This is a genomic window from Parasphingomonas halimpatiens (genome assembly GCF_036663795.1).
GTDB lineage: Bacteria > Pseudomonadota > Alphaproteobacteria > Sphingomonadales > Sphingomonadaceae > Sphingomonas.
Genome location: NZ_JAXOJP010000001.1, coordinates 359,701 through 383,666 on the forward strand (window position 1 = coordinate 359,701; position 23,966 = coordinate 383,666).

At 67.3% G+C, this 23,966-nt stretch carries 21 protein-coding genes; 14 read left to right on the forward strand and 7 right to left on the reverse strand.

Annotation, left to right across the window (positions count from 1 at the left end; translation table 11 throughout):
- Positions 1-54 precede the first annotated feature (54 nt).
- Entirely contained in the window at positions 55-909 is an 855-nt protein-coding gene (locus U1839_RS01800; RefSeq protein ID WP_332801959.1) for a hypothetical protein, read from the forward strand.
- Between the two features lie 391 nt (positions 910-1,300).
- The gene (locus tag U1839_RS01805; protein ID WP_332801960.1) at positions 1,301-1,615 is read left to right on the forward strand and encodes a hypothetical protein; all 315 of its coding nucleotides are present in this window, start codon (positions 1,301-1,303) and stop codon (positions 1,613-1,615) included.
- Positions 1,616-1,707: 92 nt separating this feature from the next.
- Here U1839_RS01805 and U1839_RS01810 read toward each other — a convergent pair whose 3' ends face one another.
- Positions 1,708-2,454, reverse strand: coding sequence for a hypothetical protein (locus tag U1839_RS01810; protein WP_332801961.1), 747 nt, complete (start codon positions 2,452-2,454; stop codon positions 1,708-1,710).
- A 167-nt stretch (positions 2,455-2,621) separates the two neighbouring features.
- Between U1839_RS01810 and U1839_RS01815 the strand changes: the two genes are divergently transcribed.
- The 4 genes from U1839_RS01815 to U1839_RS01830 all read left to right on the forward strand — a co-directional run bounded on the left by U1839_RS01815 (position 2,622) and on the right by U1839_RS01830 (position 4,941).
- On the forward strand, positions 2,622-2,765 hold the full coding sequence (locus U1839_RS01815) for a hypothetical protein (protein ID WP_332801962.1): 144 nt from the start codon (positions 2,622-2,624) through the stop codon (positions 2,763-2,765).
- A gap of 511 nt (positions 2,766-3,276) precedes the next feature.
- Entirely contained in the window at positions 3,277-3,639 is a 363-nt protein-coding gene (locus U1839_RS01820) for a hypothetical protein (protein ID WP_332801963.1), read from the forward strand.
- A gap of 163 nt (positions 3,640-3,802) precedes the next feature.
- Positions 3,803-4,030, forward strand: coding sequence for a hypothetical protein (locus U1839_RS01825; RefSeq protein ID WP_332801964.1), 228 nt, complete (start codon positions 3,803-3,805; stop codon positions 4,028-4,030).
- A gap of 251 nt (positions 4,031-4,281) precedes the next feature.
- Positions 4,282-4,941: a manganese efflux pump MntP gene (locus U1839_RS01830; protein ID WP_443030556.1), complete on the forward strand. Its 660-nt coding sequence runs from the start codon at positions 4,282-4,284 to the stop codon at positions 4,939-4,941.
- 726 nt (positions 4,942-5,667) lie between these two features.
- On the opposite strand, the gene U1839_RS01835 is transcribed toward U1839_RS01830, so the two are convergent.
- The 3 genes from U1839_RS01835 to U1839_RS01845 all read right to left on the reverse strand — a co-directional run bounded on the left by U1839_RS01835 (position 5,668) and on the right by U1839_RS01845 (position 8,853).
- The gene (locus U1839_RS01835; RefSeq protein ID WP_332801966.1) at positions 5,668-6,903 is read right to left on the reverse strand and encodes a hypothetical protein; all 1,236 of its coding nucleotides are present in this window, start codon (positions 6,901-6,903) and stop codon (positions 5,668-5,670) included.
- 162 nt (positions 6,904-7,065) lie between these two features.
- A complete protein-coding gene (locus U1839_RS01840) occupies positions 7,066-7,566 on the reverse strand; it encodes a hypothetical protein (RefSeq protein WP_332801967.1) in 501 nt (166 codons plus the stop codon).
- Between the two features lie 798 nt (positions 7,567-8,364).
- On the reverse strand, positions 8,365-8,853 hold the full coding sequence (locus tag U1839_RS01845; protein ID WP_332801968.1) for a hypothetical protein: 489 nt from the start codon (positions 8,851-8,853) through the stop codon (positions 8,365-8,367).
- A 191-nt stretch (positions 8,854-9,044) separates the two neighbouring features.
- On the opposite strand from U1839_RS01845, the gene U1839_RS01850 reads away from it, so the two are divergent.
- The 6 genes from U1839_RS01850 (at position 9,045) to U1839_RS01875 (ending at position 18,004) form a co-directional block, all read left to right on the forward strand.
- Positions 9,045-9,173, forward strand: coding sequence for a hypothetical protein (locus U1839_RS01850; protein ID WP_332801969.1), 129 nt, complete (start codon positions 9,045-9,047; stop codon positions 9,171-9,173).
- 160 nt (positions 9,174-9,333) lie between these two features.
- Positions 9,334-10,278, forward strand: coding sequence for a LysR family transcriptional regulator (locus U1839_RS01855; protein WP_332801970.1), 945 nt, complete (start codon positions 9,334-9,336; stop codon positions 10,276-10,278).
- Between the two features lie 84 nt (positions 10,279-10,362).
- A complete protein-coding gene (locus U1839_RS01860) occupies positions 10,363-12,099 on the forward strand; it encodes a non-ribosomal peptide synthetase (RefSeq protein WP_332801971.1) in 1,737 nt (578 codons plus the stop codon).
- Positions 12,096-13,331 carry a cytochrome P450 gene (locus tag U1839_RS01865; protein WP_332801972.1) on the forward strand — a complete coding sequence of 412 codons (1,236 nt, stop codon included), beginning with the start codon at positions 12,096-12,098 and terminating at the stop codon, positions 13,329-13,331. The genes U1839_RS01860 and U1839_RS01865 overlap by 4 nt, the downstream gene beginning before the upstream one ends.
- The gene (locus tag U1839_RS01870; RefSeq protein WP_332801973.1) at positions 13,328-17,326 is read left to right on the forward strand and encodes a non-ribosomal peptide synthetase; all 3,999 of its coding nucleotides are present in this window, start codon (positions 13,328-13,330) and stop codon (positions 17,324-17,326) included. Before U1839_RS01865 ends, U1839_RS01870 begins: the two co-directional genes overlap by 4 nt.
- Positions 17,327-17,329: 3 nt before the next feature.
- Positions 17,330-18,004, forward strand: coding sequence for a 4'-phosphopantetheinyl transferase family protein (locus U1839_RS01875; protein ID WP_332801974.1), 675 nt, complete (start codon positions 17,330-17,332; stop codon positions 18,002-18,004).
- On the opposite strand, the gene U1839_RS01880 is transcribed toward U1839_RS01875, so the two are convergent.
- Positions 17,961-19,172 carry an MFS transporter gene (locus tag U1839_RS01880; protein WP_332801975.1) on the reverse strand — a complete coding sequence of 404 codons (1,212 nt, stop codon included), beginning with the start codon at positions 19,170-19,172 and terminating at the stop codon, positions 17,961-17,963. The two genes, U1839_RS01875 and U1839_RS01880, sit on opposite strands and share 44 nt — an antisense overlap.
- A gap of 155 nt (positions 19,173-19,327) precedes the next feature.
- Here U1839_RS01880 and U1839_RS01885 point away from each other — a divergent pair, with 155 nt between their 5' ends.
- The gene (locus tag U1839_RS01885; protein WP_332801976.1) at positions 19,328-20,626 is read left to right on the forward strand and encodes a cysteine dioxygenase; all 1,299 of its coding nucleotides are present in this window, start codon (positions 19,328-19,330) and stop codon (positions 20,624-20,626) included.
- 41 nt (positions 20,627-20,667) lie between these two features.
- Positions 20,668-21,765: an AI-2E family transporter gene (locus tag U1839_RS01890; protein ID WP_332801977.1), complete on the forward strand. Its 1,098-nt coding sequence runs from the start codon at positions 20,668-20,670 to the stop codon at positions 21,763-21,765.
- Positions 21,766-21,792: 27 nt separating this feature from the next.
- On the opposite strand, the gene U1839_RS01895 is transcribed toward U1839_RS01890, so the two are convergent.
- Positions 21,793-22,410, reverse strand: coding sequence for a hypothetical protein (locus U1839_RS01895; RefSeq protein ID WP_332801978.1), 618 nt, complete (start codon positions 22,408-22,410; stop codon positions 21,793-21,795).
- Positions 22,411-22,415: 5 nt separating this feature from the next.
- Positions 22,416-23,912, reverse strand: coding sequence for a lipopolysaccharide biosynthesis protein (locus tag U1839_RS01900; protein WP_332802087.1), 1,497 nt, complete (start codon positions 23,910-23,912; stop codon positions 22,416-22,418).
- Positions 23,913-23,966: the final 54 nt, after the last annotated feature.

A 23,966-nucleotide genomic window follows, 5' to 3' on the forward strand; every position in this document is an offset into this window, starting at 1 on the left:
CGCGCCTTCGCAAGCGAGGATGCGCTGCGGTGATGAACGGCGTAGCCGGGCGCGATGCCGCTTCGCCATGGCACCGAGATCGACCTTGTCATTCGAGGTGCCGATCCGCACGATGCGCGGATGGGGGACGGTTTCCAGGCTGACATGGTCACGCAGCAGGCGGTGGTGCCCGGTGCCGACACCCCCGCTCCAGCTATTGAGACGACCGACACGATGGACATTCACAAGCCAAAGCCGATCCATAATATGCGAGAGCTTCTCGGCGAAATCGGCATCATCGTCATCGGTGTGTTGATGGCGCTCGCTGCAGAACAGACGGTCGAGGCCCTGCACCACCGAAGCCAGGCGATCGAATTGAGCGAGGCCCTGGACGTCGAACTGTCGCACAACCTCGCCGTGTTGAAGGACACGGTCGAGCTCACGCCCTGTATCGACCGCCGCCTCGGCGACATCGCCAAATGGAGCATGTCGGTATCGGCGGGGCGCCCGCTTCAACTCGCCGGCGAGTTCGGCCGCATGCCAGGGCAGATCTCGTTGACCGCGATCTGGCGCTCGACGGGGACCAGTCTGGAATTGCTGCCGCTCGACAAGCGGATCGACTATGCGCGCTTTTACGATAATTTCGGCAACAGCGATCGCATCCGCGACGAGATGCGCGACAAGTGGAGCGACCTCGCCAATTTCGAAGGCGCGGCGACACTGGCGGCCCGTGAAGTGCTGCAGATTGCGCATGACATCCGGGACATCCGCCGGGCGACCGAAGTTCTCGCCGCAAATTACACCATCCTCAGGGATCGGATGAGCGCCAAAATACACGTCGTGGCGAAGAAGAACGGGGAATCGGCCGCTTCCTCGGCCTATTTGAAGCAGCGCCGTGCCGAATTCTGCAAGCCGCTGCTTGCTGGCTGATCGCATCCTTGCTCATGTCGCCTCGCCAGCCTTGGACGAAGCGGTACATCATGTTCCGGCAATGGCGGCAACCAGGGCGATTGCCGCCTCGCGCCTGTCAGGCACGCCGCCTCGCGCGATCAGGAGCGAGCCGAGAAATCCGGTGGGGAGCGGCCGTTGACACGGGTCAGCATTGATTCAATGAAAACAGCGAGGTGGTGGTCGATAGCTTTCGCCGGCCGCGACCTTCTCCGGGGGGCTCCTATGCGCTGTTACGCACTTATCTTGTTGCTGGTCGCCGCCAGCCCGATCGCGAGTGACTGGCGTATGTTTGGCGTAACCCGCGACCATCGGGCTGACGGTCAACTTCGTCGATCTTGCGAGCGTCACCGAGCAGGGTGATATGCGGACGGTGCGCGTCGCCCAGGTAGACGGCGATAAAAGCTCGCCCACAGAAGAGCGGCTGCTTTCGGTCGATCTCGATTGTTCGACCAGCAAGATTCGTCTTATGGCGCTATCGGCGACCTATTGGTCGGGGACGACGGAGAATTTTGCTGCCCAGCATCGTCCCTGGCTAAAGCCCTCGCCCTGGCAAGAGGCGGCACCGGGAAGTTGGGGAAGGGCGCTTCAGGCGCTGATTTGTAAGGGTGAGGCCAGGGACAAGGCTCAACCGATAACCGGCACCCCGCTGCAGGCGGGGCGAGAATTGCTGAAAAATGCCCGGTAGGACGCCTCCCGGCCATCGGCGATGCCCTGGCTTTGGCGCTTCGTCGCGCGGGCGATGGCAGCGCAGGCGCGGAGGACGACGGTAACCTTGCGCTATCGGCCCTGCTTGCAGTGGAGATCGGCGGCGTAGCTGCGCCAGCCAGCGACCGCCGCATCGCGTTCGCGCGGCGAACCGCCGTTCACGATCGACCCAAAGCGCTGACCGGTGATCTGGTTGAGCACCGCGTCGAGTCCGTCCACCACCTGCTCGGGGCCATAGTGGCGCATGCCCTCAAAGGCGTCCGGGGCGTGGTTCACCAGCGACATCGCCCGCGTGCGCAAGGGCCGTCGTTCATCCATCTGCGCGATGATGGCGGGCACCGCTGCTTCGCCAAGCGCCTCAAGCTGGTCAAACACGCGCTGTTGCTCATCGCCGCTCACCGTACCGAGACGGGCGATGAGGTCCCGCACCTCGGCGAAGTGCGGTAGCGTGGTGTCGGCACGCCACGATGCGACGATCTGCGCCTGCCGCGCCGCCTCGGCGCGCACCGCCGCCACCGTCGCGTCGCTTGCCGGCTTCAGCGCGTCCGGCGTGTCGCCCGCGAAATAAAGGCCGGCGGGACCGGCCTCCACGCGGGTGAGAAGCAGGATTGCGGGTTTGTCCGCCAGACCGAGAAGGGCGTCGTTCGACGGCTTATAGGCAGCGTCGCGCGGATAGAAGCGCACCGTCGCACCTTCCATGCTCTCGCCCTTCACGACGCGCTCGACGCGTATCGGGATGTCCAGATAGGCCGGCGATGCCTTGCGTGCTTCATCGACGAGCCGTTGCTTCGGCACATCCATCTCGCCGACCAGCACCACATCGGAGGCGGCAAGCAAGGTCGCGAGCCCGGCATTGCTCGGGCAGGCGCGAGGCGGGATGGGGGCAGGGCTGAAGGCATCTGGCGCAACGGCCGACGCCACGGCAACGGCAAGAAGCATCTCCAGCATCATGGCGATGACGCTACCAGTTTCGGGGCGCGACGGCCATGGCGGCGGATGCCGCCGGGCTGCTTTCTGTCGCGACGACTGCCGGTCGGCTTTCAGACGGGCCACGTCGATCGACGGCGCCGGAACGGCGCAACATGGTGGTCAGGAAAATGTCTGCTTTCTGGCTGATCGCCAACCTCTGAACCCCGACCAGACCAAAACGACAGCGACGGTCATGATGGCACGCATGGGGAACCGATCAACGGCCTCCAGAAAATTCCTGCTCCAAATCCAGTCGCCCGCAAACTGCCCTGCCACAACGGGCAGGACGAGTTTTATCGGCAGATGCCAAAAACGCTCTCGCATATCCTCATCCTACACAGACTTGGTGTGGCCGCCAGTGCGGCGCTTGCCGCCGGGCAGCTTCTCGTTCCCGAGCCGGCTGGTCGGCTTGCAGCTGGGTCGCGTCGGTCGATGGCGCCGGCGCGGGCGAACGTGGTGGGACGCCGAACGGCGGGCCGCTAGACGCTTGCTGCCGCCACAGGCGGAATACGCCGCAATCTGCGCGGAAATGCGACCGCGACTTGCAACGTTGCACGGCGGTTGCACCTTCCGCAGCGCGCCGTTGCAACTCCCCGCTCCGATCCGCCCCGCCTAGTGAAACCGCCATCGCGCCGGCAGCGACGCCCGCCGAACCGGATGGAGGATATTACCATGTCGAAGTCGATCATCATTGCCGCGGCCATCTCGGCCCTCGTCATCGCGACCCCCGCCCTCGCGCAGGATCGCGGCAAGCCCGCCGGCGCCCCGTCGACCGGTTTCGGCGGCCGTAACGGCTCGGCCACCGTTCTGCGCGATGCGCCCCGGCGCGATGCCGCCGCTGGTATTCAGCGCGAAATCCGCAGCAGCGGCGTCTTGAAGCCGCTCCCGTCAAGCGAAGCAGGCGCCACCCAGGGCGTCACCAAGATCGGTGCAGGCACGCTCCGCGCAACCGGGTCGCCTCGCCGGCCCCGCGAATATTCGCCGCGGCCCAAGGCGAGCAACAATCTGAAGCGGATGGGGATGGAGGCGCATTGATCGCCGGCTGGGATGGGCGCTCGCCTTTGCGGGCGCCCATGATGTGAGCGATGCCACCCTGTGGCAGAGTGCGCAACGTGGCGGCTACGGGCCAACCGCAAACGCACGCTCTCGGGCTCGCCGACCATTGACACCAGGTCGTCGCGTTCAGCACGATGCCACAATGGATCGCGAAATCTGGTTCGAGAATGTCGGTTGGAGCTACATGCCCTGCCATTGGAAGGGATGGGCGACGATGGCCATCATCATCTTTCCGACGGTTGCACTCATTCTTATCGCGCAGTCCGTGCTCGGCGGGCTCGGCTATGGTCGCTCGGCCGATCTGTCGTTTTTCGTTTTCTTCCTTCCCGCCTGGGTTTCTCTCTCCGCCATCGCGAAGCGCCATAGCTGACCGAGGGCCATCGGGCGGGGTGCATGGCCGGAGCTGGGGCGCTCCCGCCCGGCAGCACGGCGTTCCCAAACCCGCCGGTCGAATGTCGGGCCGCTCGCCCAGACAGGTCCGCCACAAACCCGGTGTCGCAGCTTGGCATGTTGTCAGCTTGCGGGCGCTGCGCTAACGGGGCCGCTCCTGTTGGGGAGTAGCTTCCGGCCGTAGCCGGGTTCACGTCAACATCCTTGCTCCTTGTCTACATCGAGCGTGGCGTGATCAGCGAATTCAGTTCGCCTAGCGAGACCAGCGCATCCCACTGCCGAGCCGGCCGGTGTGGGTGCGTGTCTCGCTGCCCGGTGGAGCGTGCAATGACCCCCGGCGCAGTGGCCCTTCTTTCGATGAGCATGTCGACCGACGCTTTTGCCGCGGCGGTTGGCCGGGGCGCATCACATCGCATGTCGTTCCTGAAGGCCGTACGGGCGGGCGCCGTTTTCGGCATCATCGAAGCCGTCACCCCGATCATCGGCTGGGCACTGGGTATCGTGGCCGCGAGCTTCGTTCAGCAGGTCGATCACTGGATAGCTTTTTCCCTGCTCGGCATTGTCGGCGGGAAGATGATTTTCGACGCGGCGCGGCGCGGCGATGGGGACGATGCGCCTCCCGCCTCGGGCGCGCTGGCCCTGGTCGCAACCGCCATCGGGACAAGCCTCGACGCGGCGGCGATCGGGGTGGGCCTCGCCTTTATCGGTGCGAACATCTGGGTCATCGCAGCGAGCATCGGTCTCACGACCTTCGTCTTCACGACCATCGGCATGCTCATCGGCAGCGTGGTCGGGGTGCGCTTCGGCAAATGGGCCGAGATTACCGGCGGCATCGTACTGATCGGGATCGGCACCGCGATCCTGATCGAGCATCTGGGGCTCCTGGCATAGCGGAGCGTTCGCTTGCGGGGTGCCTGTCGCCGGGCAGCTTTCCGTCCCGGTACTTGCCGGTCGGCTTTCAGGCGCGTCGCGGCGATCGACAGCGCCGGAACGGGGAAAAGTGGTGGTTTCCGGCCCGACCGCTTTAAACGATTTGAGGTCTGAGGTAGCGCTACCCGACCCTAAGAATTTGGCGATTACGTAGTTTACAAACCAGCAGTCAAATCGGGGCGTCTGGGAACGCTGTCTTGGCTTCATCCGGGGTGACTATCCAAATGCTCCGGAGGTTCTCTTCCCATAGCGTTCCGCAATAGCGGCAGCGTTTCAGGAACGCGGGACCATCCGCAATCACTGCGATCTGATCTAATGCTGCCATGCCTTTGGGTCCGGGGTAGGGGTGCGATGATCTTCCAGCGCTGCAGTTGTCGCAAGGAATCACTCCGGCTTCTCCGGCACCGGCTTATGCTTCACCAGCTTCCCTCGCCGCTCCTTGAAGCGCTCCGGATCGTCGTCGCATAGGTTGGCACGAGTGGTCATGCGGAGGCTACACCATGTTCCGGTAATGGCGGCAACTGGGGCGCTTGCCGCCGGGCGGCTTTTCGCCCTGCTACCTTCCGCTCGGCTTTCAGGCGGATCGTGTCGAGCGACTGGCCGGGAACGGCTCGACCTGGTGGTTAGGCGACTGACTGGGCCGTTCGGGCGCTGGTCGCCCTTCGATCGCCACCAATTGCACTAGCATCATTGGCTGATTCGGTATTCTGCGAGGCGGGAGTACCCGCTGATCCATGCAAGCCTAGTGTTCGAGGAGAAGCCAAACCTACTATGGAAGGCGCCGGAAGAAGGTATCTTTTGCAGAATTTTGCCTGATGCCATTTCAATGAGGGCAGCGGTTTCGCCCTCATAGCTTCGCGGCATGGAAATCAACGCATAGCGACCGTTCGGGCTAATCGCAGGCATGCCATCATTCGAGAAGGTCGGCGCTGTTCCAGTCACCGACCAGATCACCCTCCCGCTACGGATATCTCGAAGTTCAGCGACGACGCCAGTGCTGGGGGTTGGTGGCGGGCATTTCGCATTATGTTCGCAGATTATGCCCGTGGCACTCAGACCTCGCATCATCAAGACCGACCGGCCATCCGGACTAAGCGCATATGGAGTGCGCCACGGCTTGACATCGATCGGCATTCTGTGTGGCGTTTTCCCCTGCTCCCACGATATCCAAAGATCAGGCGCGAGGGTGATAAGGGCTTCGACGCGACCGCGTCGATCAATCCGCCACGCGACCTGATTGATGCTCCTCACCGAGGGGTTGGGGGTCAAGTCGGCGAGCGGAATCGACTGGATTATCCGCCCTGCGCGCGCATCAACCAAGGCAATCGTCGGAAGCGGATCGCGGTGCTCGGGGCGATAATAGCTTCCCTTTGTACCGAACAATACGATGGCGAGGCCAGCATTCCCTACCCAATGAACCTCATCCAGGGGGCCCGCAGGGCTCACCAGCGCTGGCAGCGTTTGGAACTCCCCGTTCATCGAGACGAGAAACGGCCTTAGCGGGCCGAGTGCCCAACCGCCTCTCGGTTTCATTTTCTTCTGGCGCACTCCGAGGACGTAATATCCACGATCGGACCATGTGAATGGCGGGTCGTATTCAAGCGCGTTCAACGCCGTGACATCGGCCTCAACGTTACGCAACGTGGGCTCGGAACGTGTTTCGCCCAGCCACAGGCCACTGCTCACGTCGAACATAAAGAAGGCCTTCCGATCCGGCGACGGTGCTGGTGGCGACGCACCTCCAGAGATGCCGTGAGAAAGCTCAAGACAGTGAATTGCTGCAAGAACCAAGGGACCGTCCCCGACCGGCGTCAAGTCTTGGCCAGCGATACCGCATGTTGATTGTGGCGGTGCAGTGACGGCGGCAGAGGGCATGAGCGCGATCGCCAGCCCGGCGGCTCCGAATCGAAATAGATTGCGCATCGTGCGTCCAGTCGAAGTGAGACAATAGCTTGCAGCGCGCGCATGAACGACCGGTTACGATGCGGATGAAGTCGGACCGGAACGGCGGCTACTGGGGCGCTTCCTGCCCGGCAGCTCTCCGTTCCCGACCGGCTTGCCCGACAAGGTCGATAGCGAACCCGCTCAGCCGCCGCCGACGGCGCTTCGCCTGGCCAGCCAGTCACGGCGCACCGCCATGCCGGCCGCGAGCCACAGCGCACCCGCCGCCATGAAGCCCGCCAGCGCCCCGCCGGTCGGGGCGCCGGCGACGAAGCCGGCGACCGCCGCGACGATCAACGTGGTGCCCAGCACATAGAAGGGGCGAAAGGCGGCGGCATAGGCGATCGGCAGGAAATGCAGCCCGACGACCAGCGCCATCGCCGGCAGCAGCAGGTCGGGCCGGTGCAGGTTGATGACGATGTTGGACGCGAGGAACAGGCCGATCCCCTCGCCGATGGTGCTCCACATGATCGCCCGTTCTTCCCTTGGCGTCGGCCTGATGCCCTCACCGGGCGTGCGGATGACATAGCCTGCGGCGAGGCCGATCAGCGCGAAGCCCAGGAACGGCACGGCCAGCGCGATGCAGGTCAGGTGCCACTGCCAATATAAGGTCAGCGACGCGAACACCGCGCCGAAGAAACTCATGATAAGTGCGCCCCATGCCCCCACGGATCGATCCCTTTCGCTGCCGTGATAATGCCTTACGTGGCGGCGTCGGATCGGTCGAGAGGGTGCAGGTCTGAAAGCGCCGTCGCTGGCGCCGTCACCTCCCGGCCCCGTCGCGCGCCCCGATTCAAGTGTGCCGCCGGCCGGGCTAGGCTCGTCCCAGCGCGCGCCATGCCCCGGCGCGACGGGAGCCGGAATGATGGATTTCCCACCCCCACCATCCCGCTGCCGTCAAACATTACGGAGAAAAGATATGAGGGAAACCAAAACGCGCCAAGTCACCGCCGCACGCGCAACAGCCCGACGGTGAATAAAGCGATGTTGGCGATCGCGCGTTTTTCCGCGCCGCTATTGTCGCCATCAAATAAAACGATCGCGCGCCTATAATCGCAAGGACGCACACGTAGCTCTCCAAAAGGGGTATTTTACTGAAGGGGGGTTAAATAAAAATGCCCGATGATACTTTGGCAAAGAGCGAGAATATTATACGGGACCTTCCGTCGCGCCGGCGCCGCAATGATTCAACCGCGCCACCACCGCGCTAACCCTGCCACCGATCCGCGCGCCCTCGCGGCGCAGACCGCTCTTTCGCATCGTCGATCAGCCCGACAACGCCCCCTGCCGGCAGGAGGCGCTACCCTGCTCCGCGCACCTTTCTCCCCTGCTTTTTCGTAGCAGGGGAGCGGTGGCGCAAGCGACTGTAAAACAGCCTGTAAATCGCGCCAAAAACGATGCGGGCAGGGGAGGTTTTTGCCCTGTTCCCGCGATCGACCCGGCTCAGCGCGCCGGCACGATCAGCACTGTCATCGCCGCCGCGCGCGCGTTGGAAAGTTGCACGACATAGTCGCCCGGCATCAGCGCGAAGTCGACGATCTTGCGGATCCCCGAACAGGCCGGCCCTTCGGTGTGCGCGACCGGCTTGAGCGCGCTGCCGCCGCGCAGCAAGTCGATCCAGGCAGCGCCATCGAGCGCGATGCGATAGGTGCCCGGCGTCGCCACCGCGACATGGAAGACGCCGGCCAGGCTGCCCTCGGCGGGCTTGCGCTCCGGTGCCAGGGCGAAGCGCGTTGTCGCGGCGGGTGCCAGCTTCACGCCCGTCCGCGCGCCGATCGCGATCGGTCCGGTGGTGGCCGCGGTGATCCGCTTCCATGCTTCGAGCCCGGCCGGCGGTGGCGCCTCCGCGGTGCAGACCGGCGCGGCGCGCGCCGGGGCAGCGGCGGGGGGCGCGCTCTGCAGCGCGACGGCGATCAGCAAGCTGGCGAGCATGGCGAAGGTCTCCTGTCATCGGGCGGCGGCGCGGGCGACGCCGGTCGGCATCGCCGTTATGCCGGTTTCGCTGCGATCCCAAGCGTCTCTTTTATGCGGCGCGCGAAAACCCGCCGCGCTTTGACAATCGTCAAGGCGCCGCCGCCCCGCCCCGTCGATAGCCGTCGCAACAGCCAGCGAGGAGCTTCGACATGGGCGCTTTGGTTTCGCAATATTTCGTCGACATGGTGATCGTGTCGATGTCCGTCTTCTCGGCGGTGATGATCTATGTCTGCATCGAGGATGCCGTGCGGCATCGCGACGATTCCCAAGCGCGGTAACCACCCTACTCTCCAGCCGCGTTGCCTCGGGCGCCGTTCTCCCCCAAGGGCCGGCGCCCGATTTTTTGCGTCGAGATTTCGCCGGCGCGCAGGCGATGGACCTGCGGCCCGCTTGCCGCTAGCCATGTGCGCGACATGATCTGGTGACGGCGGTTCGACAATGCGGCGCGAGACCTGGACCGACCTCGCGACCTTCGCGGCGATCGCCGATGCGGGGAGCTTTACCCGCGCCGCCGAACAGCTCGGCGTCTCGACCTCGGCGCTCAGCCACGCGCTGCGCGCACTCGAGACACGGCTCGGCGTCAAGCTGCTCGAGCGCACCACGCGCCGCATCGCCCCGACCCGCGCCGGCGAACAATTGCTCGAACAGCTCCGCCCGGCAATCGCCAGCCTCGACGCCGCGCTCGACCGGATCGAGGCCGGGCGCGCGACGCCGGCCGGGCGGCTGCGCATCGCCGCCAACCGCACCGCGGCGATCCATGTCATCCAGCCGCGCCTCGCCGCCTTCGCCGCCACTTGCCCCGACGTGCAGGTCGAGCTGTCGATCGTCGATGGGCCGGTCGATATCGTCGCCGGCGGTTTCGATGCCGGCGTGCGCTACGACGTCCTCGACGCCAAGATGGTCGCGGTGCGAATCGGCGAGCCGCAACGCATGGTGGTCGCCGCCGCGCCCGATTATCTCGCGCGCGCCGGCGAACCCGCGAGCCCGCAGGACCTGCTGGCGCATCGCTGCCTCGTCTATCGCATCGCCGCCTCGGGCGCGCTGCAGCGCTGGCGCTTCGACCGCGACGGGCAGGCGTTGACGCTCGATCCGCCGCCGGCCCTGGTCAGCAACGATGCCGAGCTGATCCTCGCCGCGGCGCGCAGCGGGCTGGGCGTCGCGGTCTTTTCCGAGCCGCAGGTCGCCGCCGATCTCGCCGCCGGTAGCCTGGTCGATCTGCTCGCCGATTGGTGCCCGGTGATCCCGGCGCACTATCTTTATTATCCTGCGCGCCGCCAGGTCGGCCCGGCGTTGCACGCTTTTGTCGAAATGCTGCGCGAGGCGCCGGCCTTTGCCAATTCTGATCCGGGAAGTTTCGGCAATGATGCGGAATTCTTAACCTGAGTCAGCTGCGGGCCGGCCGCGCGTTAAACAAAATCTCACTCCTTTCTGCTTAGGTGCCCGCGACAAATGACGGGGCCTAACCTTATGCATGCCTTTCCCGCGGGAACTTCCAACGGCGGATCCATCGCCGTCGCCGACGCCACGGCCACGCTGAGCTATGACGACCTTGCCGCGCGCACCGGCACGCTCGCCGCGGCGCTGCGCACGCACGGCGTCGGCGCGGGCGATGTCGTCGCGATCTGCCTGCCGCGCTCGATCGACCAGATCGTCGCGATGTGCGCGGTGTGGCGCGCCGGGGCGGCTTATCTCCCGCTCGATCCGGCCTGGCCCGAGGCCCGCCGCGCGGCGTTCGTCGCCGGCGCCGGCTGCACCGCGCTGATCGCCACGCCCGATCTCGGCACCGCGATCGCCGGCAGCGCCGCGCTCGTCTCGCCGGCGGCGGGGGCGGGTTTCCCGCCGCTCGACGCCGAACCGCGCGACCCGGCCGCGCTGGCCTATGTCATCTACACCTCGGGCTCGACCGGCGCGCCCAAGGCGGTCGAGGTGACCCATGCCAATCTCGCCGCGCTGGTCGCGTGGCACAATGACGCGTTCGGCGTCGTTACGGGCACGCGCACCAGCCATCTCGCCGGGCTCGGCTTCGACGCCGCGGCATGGGAAGTATGGCCGACGCTCGCCGCCGGCGGCACGCTCGTGCTCGCCGACGAGCATGTCCGCCGCGACGCCCATGCGCTGCACGACTGGCTGCTCGCCGAACGGATCGAGGTCGCCTTCGCGCCGACCGCATTGGCCGAGCCGCTGGTGGCGATGGCCTGGCCGGCCGATGCCCGGCTGCGCGTGCTGCTCACCGGCGCCGACAAGCTCACCGTGCGCCCCGCGCCCGGCCTGCCGTTCGTCTTCGTCAACAATTACGGCCCGACCGAATCGACCGTCGTCGCTACCTCCGGCATCGTCTCGCCCCATGGTGAGGGGCTGCCGTCGATCGGCAAGCCGATCGCGGGAACGCAGGTCTATCTGTTCGATGGCGAGGGCGAGCCCGTGCCGTACGGCGAGGAGGCCGAAATCTTCATCGGCGGCGCGCAGCTCGCGCGCGGTTATCGCGGCGATCCGGCGCTGACCGCGACCAAGTTCCTGACGCACCCCGATCACGGCCTGCTCTACCGCACCGGCGATCTCGGCGCGTGGCTGCCGAACGGCGAGCTCGCCTTTCGCGGCCGCGTCGACGGCCAGGTCAAGATCCGCGGCCACCGCATCGAACCGGCGGAAATCGCCGCCGCGCTCAACCGCCTGCCCGAGGTTGTGGCGAGCGCGGTCGTCGCGCAGGGTGGCGAACTCGTCGCCTATGTCGTGCCGGCCGAGGGTTCGACCCCGGCGGTCGTCGCGCTGCGCGGCCCGCTCGCCGAGACGTTGCCCGATTACATGCTGCCGTCGCGCTTCGTCGCGCTGACCGCGCTGCCGCTCAACGCCAATGGCAAGGTCGACGTCGGGGCCTTGCCCGACCCGGCGACGCACGCGCTGCCCGAATCGCCCGCCGGTCGCGCCCCCGCAAGCGCGACCGAGCGCCGCCTGCTCGAAATCGTCAGCGACGTGATCGGGCGCAGCGACATCGGCGTCGACGACGATTTCTTCCTCATCGGCGGCCATTCGCTGCTCGGCACGCAGGTCGTGGTGCGCGCGCGCGACGCCTTCGGGGTCGAGCTGACGCTGTTCCACCTGTTCGAAGGCCGCACCGTCGCCACGCTGGCGACGATCATCGAGGGTCTCGTGATAGAGATGCTCGACGGGCTCAGCGACGAAGACATCGCGCGGATGTCGGCATGAACGTGATGGCCACCCAGCCCAAGTCGGACCCGACGCTCAGCCTTTACCGGCTGCTCGATCCGGCCGTGCTCGCCGATCCGTACCCGCTCTATGCGCGGCTGTGCGAGGAGGACCCGGTGCACTGGGACCAGTTCCTGCACTGCTGGGTGGTGACGCGCTATGCCGATGTCCACCAGGTGCTGCACAGCTTCTCGGCCGATCGCACGCCCTCGCCCGAGGCGATGCGCGCGCTCGGGCTCGGCCATATCGAGCCGATCGCCGAGGTGATGGTCAAGCAGATGCTGTTCCTCGACGCGCCCGACCATACGCGGCTGCGCAAGCTCTGCTCGACCGCCTTCACCCCGCGCCGCGTCGAGCTGCTCGAAGGCCGCATCGAGACGATCGCCAATGAGCTGATCGACAAGGTGATCGCCAACAAGCGCATGGACGTGGTGGCGGATTTCGCCGCGCCTTTCCCGGCGATCGTCACCGCGCATCTGCTCGGCGTGCCGGCCGAGGATCATGCGCAGCTTAAGGCGTGGTCGGCTGACTTTGCCGAGATGCTCGGCAACTTCCAGCACAACCCCGAACGCATCGACCGCGTGCTCAAGAGCGTCGCCGACATGACCGGCTATTTCCGCCGCGCGGTGCGCGAGGAGGAGCGGCCGCTGCCCGAGGGCCTGATCCGCTCGCTGGTCGAGGCCGAGATCGACGGCAACCGGTTGAGCGAGGAAGAGGTCATCGCCAACACCATCGTGACGATGGTGGGGGGCCAGGAGACCACCACCAACCTGATCGGCAACGGCTTGCTCACGCTGCTGCGCCAGCCCGACAAGCTCGCCGAGCTGCGCGACAACCCCGAGATCGCCGAAAGCGCGATCGAGGAACTGCTGCGCTTCGAGACGCCGAGCCAGCATACCGGCCGCATCTGCCGCGAGGACACCATCATGGGCGGCAAGCTGATCAAGAAGGGCGATGCGGTGATGGCGGTGATGGCCGCGGGCAATCGCGACCCGCGTCGTTTCGCCGACCCCGACACGCTCGACCTGCGCCGTACCGACAATCGCCACCTCGCCTTTGGCTGGGCGGCGCATTTCTGCTTCGGCGCGCCGCTCGCGCGGATGGAGGGGCGCATCGCCTTCACCACGCTGCTGCGCCGCCTGCCCGAGCTCGCGCTCGGCGAGGGCAAGCTCAGCTGGCGCGAGAATCTCGGCCTGCGCGGCCTCAAATCCTTGCCGGTGACCTTCGCATGACCATCCAGACCAAGATCGACGTTGCCGCCGCGCGCCGCGCGCTGCTCGAAAAAATGCTCAGCGGCGATGCCGGCACGGGCGCCGCCGTCGCGGCACCGGCGCCGATCCCGCCGCGCGACCCCGCGCACACCGTGCCGCTGACCGCCGAGCAGAGCCAGTTGTGGCTGCACGCGCAGATGGCGCCGGACATGCCGCTTTACAATGAGTCGATCACGATCCATCGGCTCGGCAAATATGATCACCACGCGCTGGAGATGGCGCTGAGCGAAATCGTGCGGCGCCATGCGATCTGGCGCACCGCCTTCCACGATGTCGATGGCGAATTGCAGCAGGCGATCGCCGATCCGATGCCGATCACGCTGGCGCTGATCGACATCAGCGACCTGCCCGAAGACGAACGCGATGCCGAGGCGGTGCGCCTCGCCACCGAGGATGCGCGCGCGCCGATCCCGTTCGACACCGCGCCGCTGTTCCGCGCCCGCGTCGTCAAGCTCGGCGAGGAGGAGCACCGGCTCTACCTCACGCTGCACCACATCATCTTCGACGGCGTCTCGATCTACCGCACTTTGGTGCCCGAACTCGCCGCGTTGGTCTCGGCGTTCGAAAAGGGCGAACCGTCGCCGCTCCCCGAACCGACGCTGCAATATGCCGATTATGCCGCCTGGCAGCTCGACCAGGCCGACCCGTCCGCGATCGCGAAGCAGGTCGAGACATGGCGCACGATCCTCGCCGAACCGCTGCCCCGCCTCGACCTCGCCGGTGACCGGCCGCGCGCGGCGCTGCCGACGCATGCTGGTTCGATGGAAGTGTTCCTGCTGCCCGACGCGCTGATCGAGCAATTGAAGCATCTCGCCCGCGCCGAGGGCGCGACGCTCTACATGGTGCTGCTCGCCGCCTATAAGGCGATGCTGTTCCGCTATACCGGCGATGAGGACATCATCGTCGGCGGCGTCACCGATACGCGGCGCCGGCCGGAGCTGCAGCCGCTGATGGGCTATTTCCTCAACACCATGGCGCTGCGCAGCCGCCCGAGCGGCGACCGCCCATTCCGCCAGTATCTCGCCGAGGTGAAGGCCAGCGTGATCGGCGCGCTCGGCGCGACCGACGTGCCGTTCGACCGGCTGATCCGGGCGCTCGACATCAAGCGCGGCACCGGCACGCACCCGCTGTTTAACACATTGTTCTCGATCGAACCGCCGGTCGAGCCCTTCCCGGACGGGTGGGACCTGACGCAGATGGACGTCACCGTCGGCGCGGCGAAATACGATCTCTATCTCGAACTCGACGAGCGCCCCGAGGGCTTTGCCGGGCGTTTCCTCTATTCGACCGAACTGTTCGACGTGGCGACGATCCGCCGCATGATCGGCCACTGGACGCGCCTGCTCGAAGGCATCGCCGGCGACCCGGCAACGCCGCTCGCCGCGCTGCCGATGCTCGATGCAAGCGAGCGCGAGACGCTTGCCGCGACATGGAACGACACCGCGCAGGCCCTGCCGCATGGCAGCGTCGTCGACTGGTTCGCCGCGCAGGTCGCGACGCAGCCCGACGCCACCGCGCTCGTCCATGACGATGAGAGCTGGAGTTATGCCCGGCTCGCCACCGCCTCCGACACGATCGCCGCGCGGCTCGTCGCCGAAGGCGTCACGCCGGGCGCGCTGGTCGGGCTCGCGCTCGGCCGTTCGCCGTGGATGGTCGCGGCGATGCTCGGCGTCGCCAAGGCCGGCGCCGCCTATCTGCCGCTCGACCCCGGCTTCCCGCCGAGCCGCCTTGCGCTGATCGCCGAGGATGCCAGGCCCGCGCTGGTGCTGGTCGAACCCGACACCGTCGATGCGCTGCCCGAGGGTGCCGCGCCGCTGCTGACGCTGGCGCGCGACTGGCCCGACACGCCCTTTGCCGGCCCCGCGATCGACCCTGAATCGCTGGCTTATGTGCTCTACACCTCGGGCTCGACCGGCAAGCCCAAGGGGGTCGAGATCCCGCACGCCGCGTTGGTCAATCTGCTCATGGGGATGCAGCAGGCGCCGGGCTTCGCGCGCGGCGAGACGCTGCTCGCGGTGACGACCTTGTCGTTCGACATTGCCGAGCTCGAACTGTGGCTGCCGCTCGTTTCCGGCGGCACCGTCGCGATCGCTTCGCGCGAGGCGGCGAGCGACATGGCCGAGCTGATCGCGCTGATCGAGCGCGTCCAGCCGCACGTCCTTCAGGCGACGCCGGCGACATGGCGCGGGCTGATCGAATCCGGCTGGCGCGGCGCGCCGTCGCTGCGCGTGCTGTGCGGCGGCGAGAAGCTGCCGCGGGCGCTCGCCGACCAGTTGCTGCCGCGCGTCGGCGAAGTGTGGAACATGTACGGCCCGACCGAGACGACGATCTGGTCGACCGTGGCCAGGGTCGAGCCAGGCACCGGCGCGATCCCGATCGGCCATCCGATCGCCAACACCGTGGTGCGCGTGCTTGATAGCGCGGGCAACGACCTGCCGATCGGCGCGGTCGGCGAATTGCTGATCGGCGGGCGCGGGCTCGCCACCGGCTATCGCGGCCGCCCCGACCTCACCGACGAGCGCTTCGTCGAGCATCGCGGCGAGCGGCTATACCGTACCGGCGACCTTGGCCGCTGGCGCGCCGATGGCGTGCTCGAATGCCTCGGCCGCACCGACAATGAAGAGAAAATCCGCGGCTTCCGCGTCGCGATCGAGGAAGTCGAAGGCGCGCTGGCCAAGCTGCCCGGCGTCAGCGGCGCCGCGGTCAAGGCGTGGCCCGATGCCAGCGGCGAGCGCGCGCTGGCCGGCTATATCGTCGGCCCCGGCGACGCGCATGTCTGGCGCGAGCTGCTGTCGGCGGCGCTGCCCGACTATATGATCCCGACCAAGTTCGTCGCAATGGACGCGCTGCCGCTGACCCCCAATGGCAAGGTCGATCGCAATGCGCTGCCCGAGCCCGGGGTGTCGACGAGCCGCAACACCGAGCCGCCCGCCACGCCGGAAGAAGTGCGGCTCGCCGCGATCTGGTGCGCCGTGCTGCAGGTCGAGCAGGTCGCGCGCTACGACGATTTCTTCGATCTCGGCGGCCATTCGCTGCTGATCGCGCGGCTGCTGCGCCGCGTGCAGGCCGAGTACAACATCCGCCTGCCGATGGCCGCGCTGTTCCGCGCGCCCCGGCTCGCCGACATGGCCGAGCTGATCGCGACCGGACGCGCGGCGGAGAAGGCCTCGCCGATCGTGCCGATCCAGCCGCACGGCACGCAGCGCCCGCTGCTGTGGCTTGATGGCGGGTCGACCTTCCTCCCGCTGTCGGAAAGGCTCGGCAACGACCAGCCGTTCCTCGGCATCTCGGTCGACGCGATCCTCGAACAGACCGGTGGCTGCCCGAAGAAGCTCGAGGATGCGGCGGTGCTGGTCGCGGCGACGCTGCGCGAGGCGCAGCCGGTCGGGCCGTACCGCATCGGCGGCTGGTGCACCTCGGGCATCCTCGCTTACGCCGTCGCGCAGGAAATGCGCGCGGCGGGCGACGAGGTCGAGCTGCTGATGCTGGTCCACGCCTTCCACCCCGGCAAGGCGCGGACGATCGGTGAGGTGCGCTTCTTCCTCAGCAAGTTCCAGTTCCATATCGGCCAGTCGATGGCGCAGCCCAGGGGCGAGCGATTGCGCTATTTCCGCCAGCGGCTGCGCGGCCTGTCCGACGCGGCGGCGCTGCGTGGCGGGCGTGAGGCGGTGTTGCAGCCCAAGCTGCGCACCCAGCTCGATCGCGCGGCAATGAAATACAGCACGCCGCCTTATGAAGGCGAGATGATCCTGTTCCAGCCGTCCGACCATCCCGGCGTGCTCGATTTCGTCGAGGACTGGCGTGCCGTCGCGCAGGGCGGCTTCGCGGCGCATGTCGTGAGTGGCGGGCATCGCACGATGCTCGAGCCGCCCAATGTCGATCACTTCGCCGACCTGCTGCGCGACGCGCTCGACGCGACGCTGGTCGACGAGGCGCCGAGGCGCGCGGTCGGCTGACCCGTGGCGCGCGTCGCGGTCCGCTTCGAGGCGCTCGACGTCGATGACGCGACGCTCGCCGCGCTGGCGCTGATCGTCGACGCCGGGGAGCGCACGCGCGCGGCCTGCTATCGCTTCGCGCGCGACCGGCGCCGCTTCATCGCACGTCGCGCGCGGCTGCGTCTCGCGCTCGGGGCGCTTGTCGGCGTAGCGCCGCAGGCGCTGGTCTTCACCGAGAATCTCTATGGCAAGCCGATCCTGCCGGGCGGCCCGAACTTCAGTCTGTCGCATGCCGGCGACCGCATGATGCTCGCGGTCAGCGACGACGATGTTGGCTGCGACCTCGAGCGGCTCGACGAAGAACTCGACTGGCGGCCGATCGCCGCGGGGCTTTTCACCCCCGGCGAGCGCGCCGCGCTGGCGGCCTTGGCGCCGGCGGCCGGGTTGCGCGGCTTCTTCGCCTGCTGGACCCGCAAGGAAGCCTTCGTCAAGGCGCTCGGGCTCGGCCTGTCCTATCCGCTCGCCGCGTTCGACGTCTCGGTCGGCGCACGGGCCCGGCTCCAGTCGGGCGGCGAGGGCTGGGCGATCGCCGCGCCGCCGGCCCCGCCCGGCTTCACCGCCGCGCTCGTCGCGCGCGACGATGGTAGGCCGCTGGTCATCGAGCCACTGGTCGATCCGCTGCACGCGGTCGCTGCCTGACGACGCCGAGGAGCAGCAACGCCGCGCCTGCAAAGCCCGCGCCCGCCAGAAAGGTCGCGTTCGCGCCGAAGCGCTGCCACACCAGCCCGGCGGTGACGCTGGCGAGCAGCATCGCCACGCCCGTCGCCAGATTGAATGCGCCGAACGCCGAGCCGCGCAGCTCGGCCGGGGCGTGATCGGCGACCAGCTTGGCGAACAGCCCCTGGGTCAGCGCCATGTGCACGCCCCACAAGGCGATCCCGAGAAACGCCCCGCCGAGCCCGGGCAGCAGGCCGAGCGACAGATCGGCGAAGATCAGCGCGACCAGCCCGCCACGCAGCAGCCATGGCGCGGGCACGCGGTCCGACCAGCTCCCCGCGGGATAGGCGCCGAGCGCATAAACCAGGTTCATGACGATCAGCACCAGCGGCGCGAGCGTGAGCGGCAGACCTGCCGCGCTGGCCTTGAGGATCAGGAACGCCTCGCTGAACCGCGCCAGCGTGAACACCACCCCGACCCCGGTCACGACCCAGAAGGCACGCGGCAGCCGCTTCAGATCGGCGAAGCGGATCGGCACACGGGCGGCGACCGGGCCCGGTTCGACAGGCACGTCCTCGACGCCGAACAGCACGCACGCCACCGCCAGCATCGCCGGGATCACCGCGACCCAGAACACCGCCTTGATGTCGTTGGCGAAGGCGACCATCAACCCGATCGCCATCAGCGGTCCGCCAAAGGCACCGACCGTGTCGAGCGCCTGGCGCAGGCCGAAGGCGCGGCCGCGGATTTCCGGCGGCGTCACGTCGGCGACGAGCGCGTCGCGCGGTGCGCCGCGCAGCCCCTTGCCGATGCGATCGGCAAAGCGCGCGCCGAACACCACCGACGCCGATCCCGCCAGCGCGAACAGCGGCTTGCTCAGCGCGCCAAGGCCATAGCCGATCAGGATCAGGATCTTGCGCCGCCCCAGCCGGTCGGAGAGATAGCCCGAGAAGATCTTGCTGATCGATGCCGTCGCCTCGGCGACCCCGTCGATCAGGCCGACCAGCGCGACGCTCGCGCCGAGCGTGCCGGTCAGGAACAAGGGCAGCAGCGCGTGGATCGATTCGGACGACAGGTCCATCAACAGGCTGACCATGCCCAGCGCCCAGACGGTGCGCGGGATCGGCGGGCGCGGTGCCGGGCTGGTCATATGCGGTCTCGTCTGTCTCGTGCCATCGGCGCGGACGCTAGAAGCTTTGCGGCAGCGATGTAACCGGGCATTCCGACGGCGCGGGGCGATGCTGTTTCCAGTTGACGCCGCGGCGCGCCATGTCATTGTAACGCCAGTAAAAAGCGGGGGATGAAATGACCCATTTCGGAGAGGAATTCGTTCGTGCGCCGGCGCATCTCAGCCTGACGCCGTCACAGGCCGGTGGCGTGGCGGCGGTGCCAGCGGTTCCCGACCCGACGGAGCACGGGCTCGGCGAGGTCCGCCTGCTGGTCAAGGGGCAGGGCACGATCGGCTTCGCCATTGCCGAGCGCGACGCGTTCAGCGTGGCGATCCGCAGCAGCCGCTGGGATGCACGCGCCTTTCGCTGGGATGTCGGCTTTGACGGCGTCCGGCTGTTCGAGCGGATCGACGGCGAATGGCGCGAGCGCGCTGCCAGCCCCGATGCCGGCTTCAACGACCCGGCCGGGCTCGATGACGAACCCGCCTGCGTCTATTGGTTCAGCCTCGACAGCCACAATGGCTATCTGCGCTATGGCAAGGGCGAGATGCGGCTGCGCGGCACGCTGGTCGAGCACCGGCTGATGCTCAAGCTGCCCGACAGCGACGACCCCGGTCCCGATGCCTGGCTGCGCGAGGCGCCCGCCATCGACGTGTCGGCGCGGATCAGCGGCAATGTCGATGTGTGGCGCGACCCGGTCGTGGTCGAGCCGGCGATGAAGGTCATCCCGCACGACGAGGCGACGATGGACGACATTGCGCATGGTGCCGTCACCGTGCCGGCCAATCTGACCGCGACGTGCCAGATCCTCTACGACAATGTCGCGGGCAAGGCGTTCCAGCTCGAAAAGACCGAGGCGTTCGACTTTGCCGCGGCGGTCAAGGCGAGCATCGCCGACCCCGATGGCTGGTGCTGCAAGACGCTCGACCACAAGGCGCGCGAGTTTGGCAGCTACGATCCGCTCAAGACCTATCTGCGCATCACCATGGGGCAGAATCAGGGCGATTCACCCGGCATTCCCTTCGTCATGGAGATCTGGCCGGTCGGGCATTATTCGCCGATCCACAATCACGGCGGCGCCGATGCGGTGATCAAGGTGCTGCACGGCGAGATCACCGTCGACATGTACCCGATGCTGTCGCTCCATCACCAGCAGCCGTTCGCCCGCGCCATGTTCGCAAAGGGCGACGTCACCTGGATTTCGCCGCGCCTCAACCAGGTCCACAAGCTGACCAATCTGGGCAAGGACGAGCCCTGCATCACCATCCAATGCTATATGTACGCCGACAACAACCTGACGCACTGGCCCTATTTCGATTATCTCGCCGCGTCGGACGTCGGCCATTTCGATCCCAATTCCGACGCCGATTATCTCGCCTTCAAGGCGTTGATGAAAAGCGAATGGGACGACAAATATGCGAAACGGCGCGCGTAGAATTCGCTCGGCAGCGCGGCCGGTTCCTGGTTATGTGAGTCATGGTCTTTCCGAACGATACCGCCTCCGATCATGACCCCGCCGCGCGGCGCACGCGGATTGCGCGCGGCGCGCTCGTCGCGGTCTTGCTGCTGTTGGCGCTGTGGCTGCTGCTGCCGTTCCTGCCCGCGCTGATCTGGGCGATGATCATCGCGGTGGCGGTCGATCCGCTGGTCAAGCGGACCGAAGCGCGTTTCGCCACGCCGCACCCCAATCTCATCGCGCTGACCTTTACGCTCGGGCTCGCGCTGCTCGTGCTGGTCCCGGTCGCGTTCGGTGTGGCGCAGGCGGCGCGCGAGGCGCAGGACGTGGCGGGCTGGATGGCGGCGGCGCGCGACCATGGCCTGCCGCCCCCGGCCTGGCTGGCGCATCTGCCCTGGGGCAGTAGCGAGGCGACAGCCTGGTGGCAGGCCAATCTGGCCGATCCGAACGCGGCGCGCGTGCAGCTGCATGCGCTGCAAGGCGTGCTGTGGTCGACGCAGAGCCGGCTGATCGGGATCGGCCTGCTGCACCGGGCCGTCGTGTTCGGCTTCACGCTGCTCGCTTTGTTCTTCCTGATCCGCGACCGCGATGCGATCGTCGCGCAGCTGCGCACGATGAGCGACCGGCTGCTCGGCCCGACCGGCGAGCGGATCGGGCAACAGGCGATGCTGTCGGTGCGCGGCACGATCGACGGGCTGGTGCTGGTCGGGATCGGCGTCGGCGCGGTGATGGCGGTGGCTTATGAACTGCTCGGGGTGCCGCATCCGCTGCTGCTCGGCGCGGCAACGGCGATCGCGGCGATGATCCCGTTCGGGGCACCGGTGATGTTCGCGGTTGCCGCGCTGCTGCTGCTCGTCAACGGTTCGGTCGGCGGCGCGGTCGCGGTGGTGGTGATCGGCGTGATCGTGGTATTCATCGCCGACCATTTCATCCGCCCGGCGATGATCGGCGGCGCGACGCGCCTGCCGTTCCTGTGGGTGCTGCTTGGTATCCTCGGCGGGGTCGAGGCGCTCGGTCTGCTCGGCCTGTTCGTGGGGCCGGCGACGATGGCGGTGCTGGTGATGCTGTGGCGCGAGTTCGTCGCGCCGGGCGGGGTGGCAAGCGACGGTGCGCCATAGATCGCAGCGTTCGGGTCGCCCGTTACCTCATTGGGTGGCGGGCGCGATCCAGACATTCAGCTGTCGCATTTCCGTCTCGAAGCGCCCGTGCAGCCGTAGTGCTTTCATCGTCCGGATGACGTCCCAGGGACTGTCGCAACCGGCCTGCTGCAAAATTGCCAGCATCGCAGCGTCATCACCCGCATCGACCGCCTCATAGCGCTCCTTGAGCCCGGCCTTTGCGATCAGGTCGGCAAGGCCATGTGCGTCATGGCCATTCGGAAGTGGACGCTCCATGGTCGAATCGCGCACCCATTCACTATCGGGACGACGCCAGAACTCGACAATGGCGATTTCGTCTGAGCCCTTCATTCTTCCGGTACAACTATCTTCCTTATGAAAGTTGTTCGGCGGATCGCCGATCCATAGGGCGCCATGAATCGCAAGATAGGGCCGCATGCCAAAAGGATAGTCAGGCGAAGGCGCGGCGAAACCGATATCGAACAAGTTGCCGCAGGTTTGGCATGCGGTGCGGACCAGCGCCGCTTCCCTGGGATAGACTCCGACATCGTCGGGTCGGAACGGATCGTAGCGCGGCACCCCGTCCAGCCACCAGATCGGCTTGTCGGGGATGCGGGAAATGATGTCGTCATATTCGATGTACATTCGGGTTACGCTCCCGTCGCAGACAACGCATCCCCGCCACGCGCATGGCGGAACAGCGCGATCGTCTCCAGCACGACATGCCGGGCGGTGAACCATGCCAGCCCGGCATAGACCGCGCCGCCCAGTGCGACGAGCAGGGCGAGCCGCGGCGTCGGCGCCGATGGTGGCAGCAACCGGTCGGCCAGCGCCACCACCGCCGCCATGCCGCCTGACGCCACCAGCGCCGGGCCGATCGCGGCGAACAGCCGCGTCGTCGTCGTGCCGAGCACCGGCATGGCGATCGCCGCAGTATAGGCGGTGAGCAGCGGCATCGCGACCAGCCACGACCAGGCGAGCCCCATCACGCCCCAGCGGATGCCGATAAGGAAACCGAGCGGCATGAGCAGCGCGCCCGCCGCCGCCGACCACACCTGCACGCGGGTATGGCCGAGCGCGGTGGTCGCCGGCGCGAACAGGATCTGCAGCGTCAGGAACGGCATAGCGAAGGCGAGGATCGAGACGACGGGAATCGCGTCGTGCCATTTCGGCCCGAGCATCGTGACGACGAACTCCGGCGCGGTCACCGCCAGCCCGAAATAAAAGGGCAGGGCGACCAGCATGATGATGCCGACGGCGCGATCGAAGGCGCGGGCCGCGCCGGCGCGGTCGTGCTGCAGCCGGGCATAGGCGGTGAAGGCGACCTCGTTCAGCGGCGGGATGAACTTGCTGGTGACGATCTGTGCGAGGAACAGCGCGGTGGTGTAGACGCCGAGCCGGTGCGGATCGAGCGCGCGCCCGCCGATCGCGACATCGGCCTGGGTCTGCACCAGCCAGAACAGGTCGCTCAAGAGCATCGCCCCGCCGAACAGCACGGTCGCGCTCGCGCCGGCGAGGCCGAAGGTCGGCCATACCAGCATCCGCGCGGCGATCGTCATGCCGATCGCGCGCGTCCACACCGCGACCAGCGGCGCGGCGACCAGTGTCCACACGCCCAGCCCACCCAGTGCGCCACCCAGCGCCATCAGCGCCCCGGCGGCAGCGGCGAGCAGGTTGACCTTGGCCTGGCGGCGGAAATCCATCCCGCGTGCCAGCAATGCGCCGGGCAGGACGATGAACGGGTTGGCGAAATAGAGCAGGCACTGCACGCGCAGCATCGTGCCGACCAGCGGATAGCGGAAATAGGCCGCGACCAGCGGCGCGACCGCGAACTGCGCCAGCGCGATCGCGCCGTTCATCATCAGCAGCAGCCCGAACATCTGCCGCACCTGCGCGGTGGTGATCGTCGGACTGCGGATCAGCGCGCCGGCAAAGCCCTGGCCGTTGAGCATGCTGAGCAGCACCATCACGCCCGAGGTCATCGCATAGAGACCGTAATCCGACGGATCGAGCAGGCGCAGCACCCAGAAGGTCGAGGCCCACATGCTGAGCTGCGCGACGATCTGGCTGCCCGAGCGCCACATCACGGCCTTGACGACGCGCGCGGCGATGCCCGGCGCGGGCGTATCGGCAATGATCGGGGTCATGTCGTTCAAGTCGTCGGATCCGCACAGCCTCTTGCGTTGCGGCCAGTCCTAGCG

What these genes read in the sequence shown, in the direction of transcription:
- U1839_RS01800 (WP_332801959.1), top strand. Translation starts at nt 55, where the DNA reads ATGCCGCTTCGCCATGGCACCGAGATCGACCTTGTCATTCGAGGTGCC.
- U1839_RS01815 (WP_332801962.1), top strand. Translation starts at nt 2,622, where the DNA reads ATGGCGGCGGATGCCGCCGGGCTGCTTTCTGTCGCGACGACTGCCGGT.
- U1839_RS01820 (WP_332801963.1), top strand. Translation starts at nt 3,277, where the DNA reads ATGTCGAAGTCGATCATCATTGCCGCGGCCATCTCGGCCCTCGTCATC.
- U1839_RS01825 (WP_332801964.1), top strand. Translation starts at nt 3,803, where the DNA reads ATGGATCGCGAAATCTGGTTCGAGAATGTCGGTTGGAGCTACATGCCC.
- U1839_RS01835 (WP_332801966.1), bottom strand. Translation starts at nt 6,903, where the DNA reads ATGCGCAATCTATTTCGATTCGGAGCCGCCGGGCTGGCGATCGCGCTC.
- U1839_RS01840 (WP_332801967.1), bottom strand. Translation starts at nt 7,566, where the DNA reads ATGAGTTTCTTCGGCGCGGTGTTCGCGTCGCTGACCTTATATTGGCAG.
- U1839_RS01845 (WP_332801968.1), bottom strand. Translation starts at nt 8,853, where the DNA reads ATGCTCGCCAGCTTGCTGATCGCCGTCGCGCTGCAGAGCGCGCCCCCC.
- U1839_RS01850 (WP_332801969.1), top strand. Translation starts at nt 9,045, where the DNA reads ATGGGCGCTTTGGTTTCGCAATATTTCGTCGACATGGTGATCGTGTCG.
- U1839_RS01855 (WP_332801970.1), top strand. Translation starts at nt 9,334, where the DNA reads ATGCGGCGCGAGACCTGGACCGACCTCGCGACCTTCGCGGCGATCGCC.
- U1839_RS01860 (WP_332801971.1), top strand. Translation starts at nt 10,363, where the DNA reads ATGCATGCCTTTCCCGCGGGAACTTCCAACGGCGGATCCATCGCCGTC.
- U1839_RS01865 (WP_332801972.1), top strand. Translation starts at nt 12,096, where the DNA reads ATGAACGTGATGGCCACCCAGCCCAAGTCGGACCCGACGCTCAGCCTT.
- U1839_RS01870 (WP_332801973.1), top strand. Translation starts at nt 13,328, where the DNA reads ATGACCATCCAGACCAAGATCGACGTTGCCGCCGCGCGCCGCGCGCTG.
- U1839_RS01880 (WP_332801975.1), bottom strand. Translation starts at nt 19,172, where the DNA reads ATGACCAGCCCGGCACCGCGCCCGCCGATCCCGCGCACCGTCTGGGCG.
- U1839_RS01885 (WP_332801976.1), top strand. Translation starts at nt 19,328, where the DNA reads ATGACCCATTTCGGAGAGGAATTCGTTCGTGCGCCGGCGCATCTCAGC.
- U1839_RS01890 (WP_332801977.1), top strand. Translation starts at nt 20,668, where the DNA reads ATGGTCTTTCCGAACGATACCGCCTCCGATCATGACCCCGCCGCGCGG.
- U1839_RS01895 (WP_332801978.1), bottom strand. Translation starts at nt 22,410, where the DNA reads ATGTACATCGAATATGACGACATCATTTCCCGCATCCCCGACAAGCCG.
- U1839_RS01900 (WP_332802087.1), bottom strand. Translation starts at nt 23,912, where the DNA reads ATGACCCCGATCATTGCCGATACGCCCGCGCCGGGCATCGCCGCGCGC.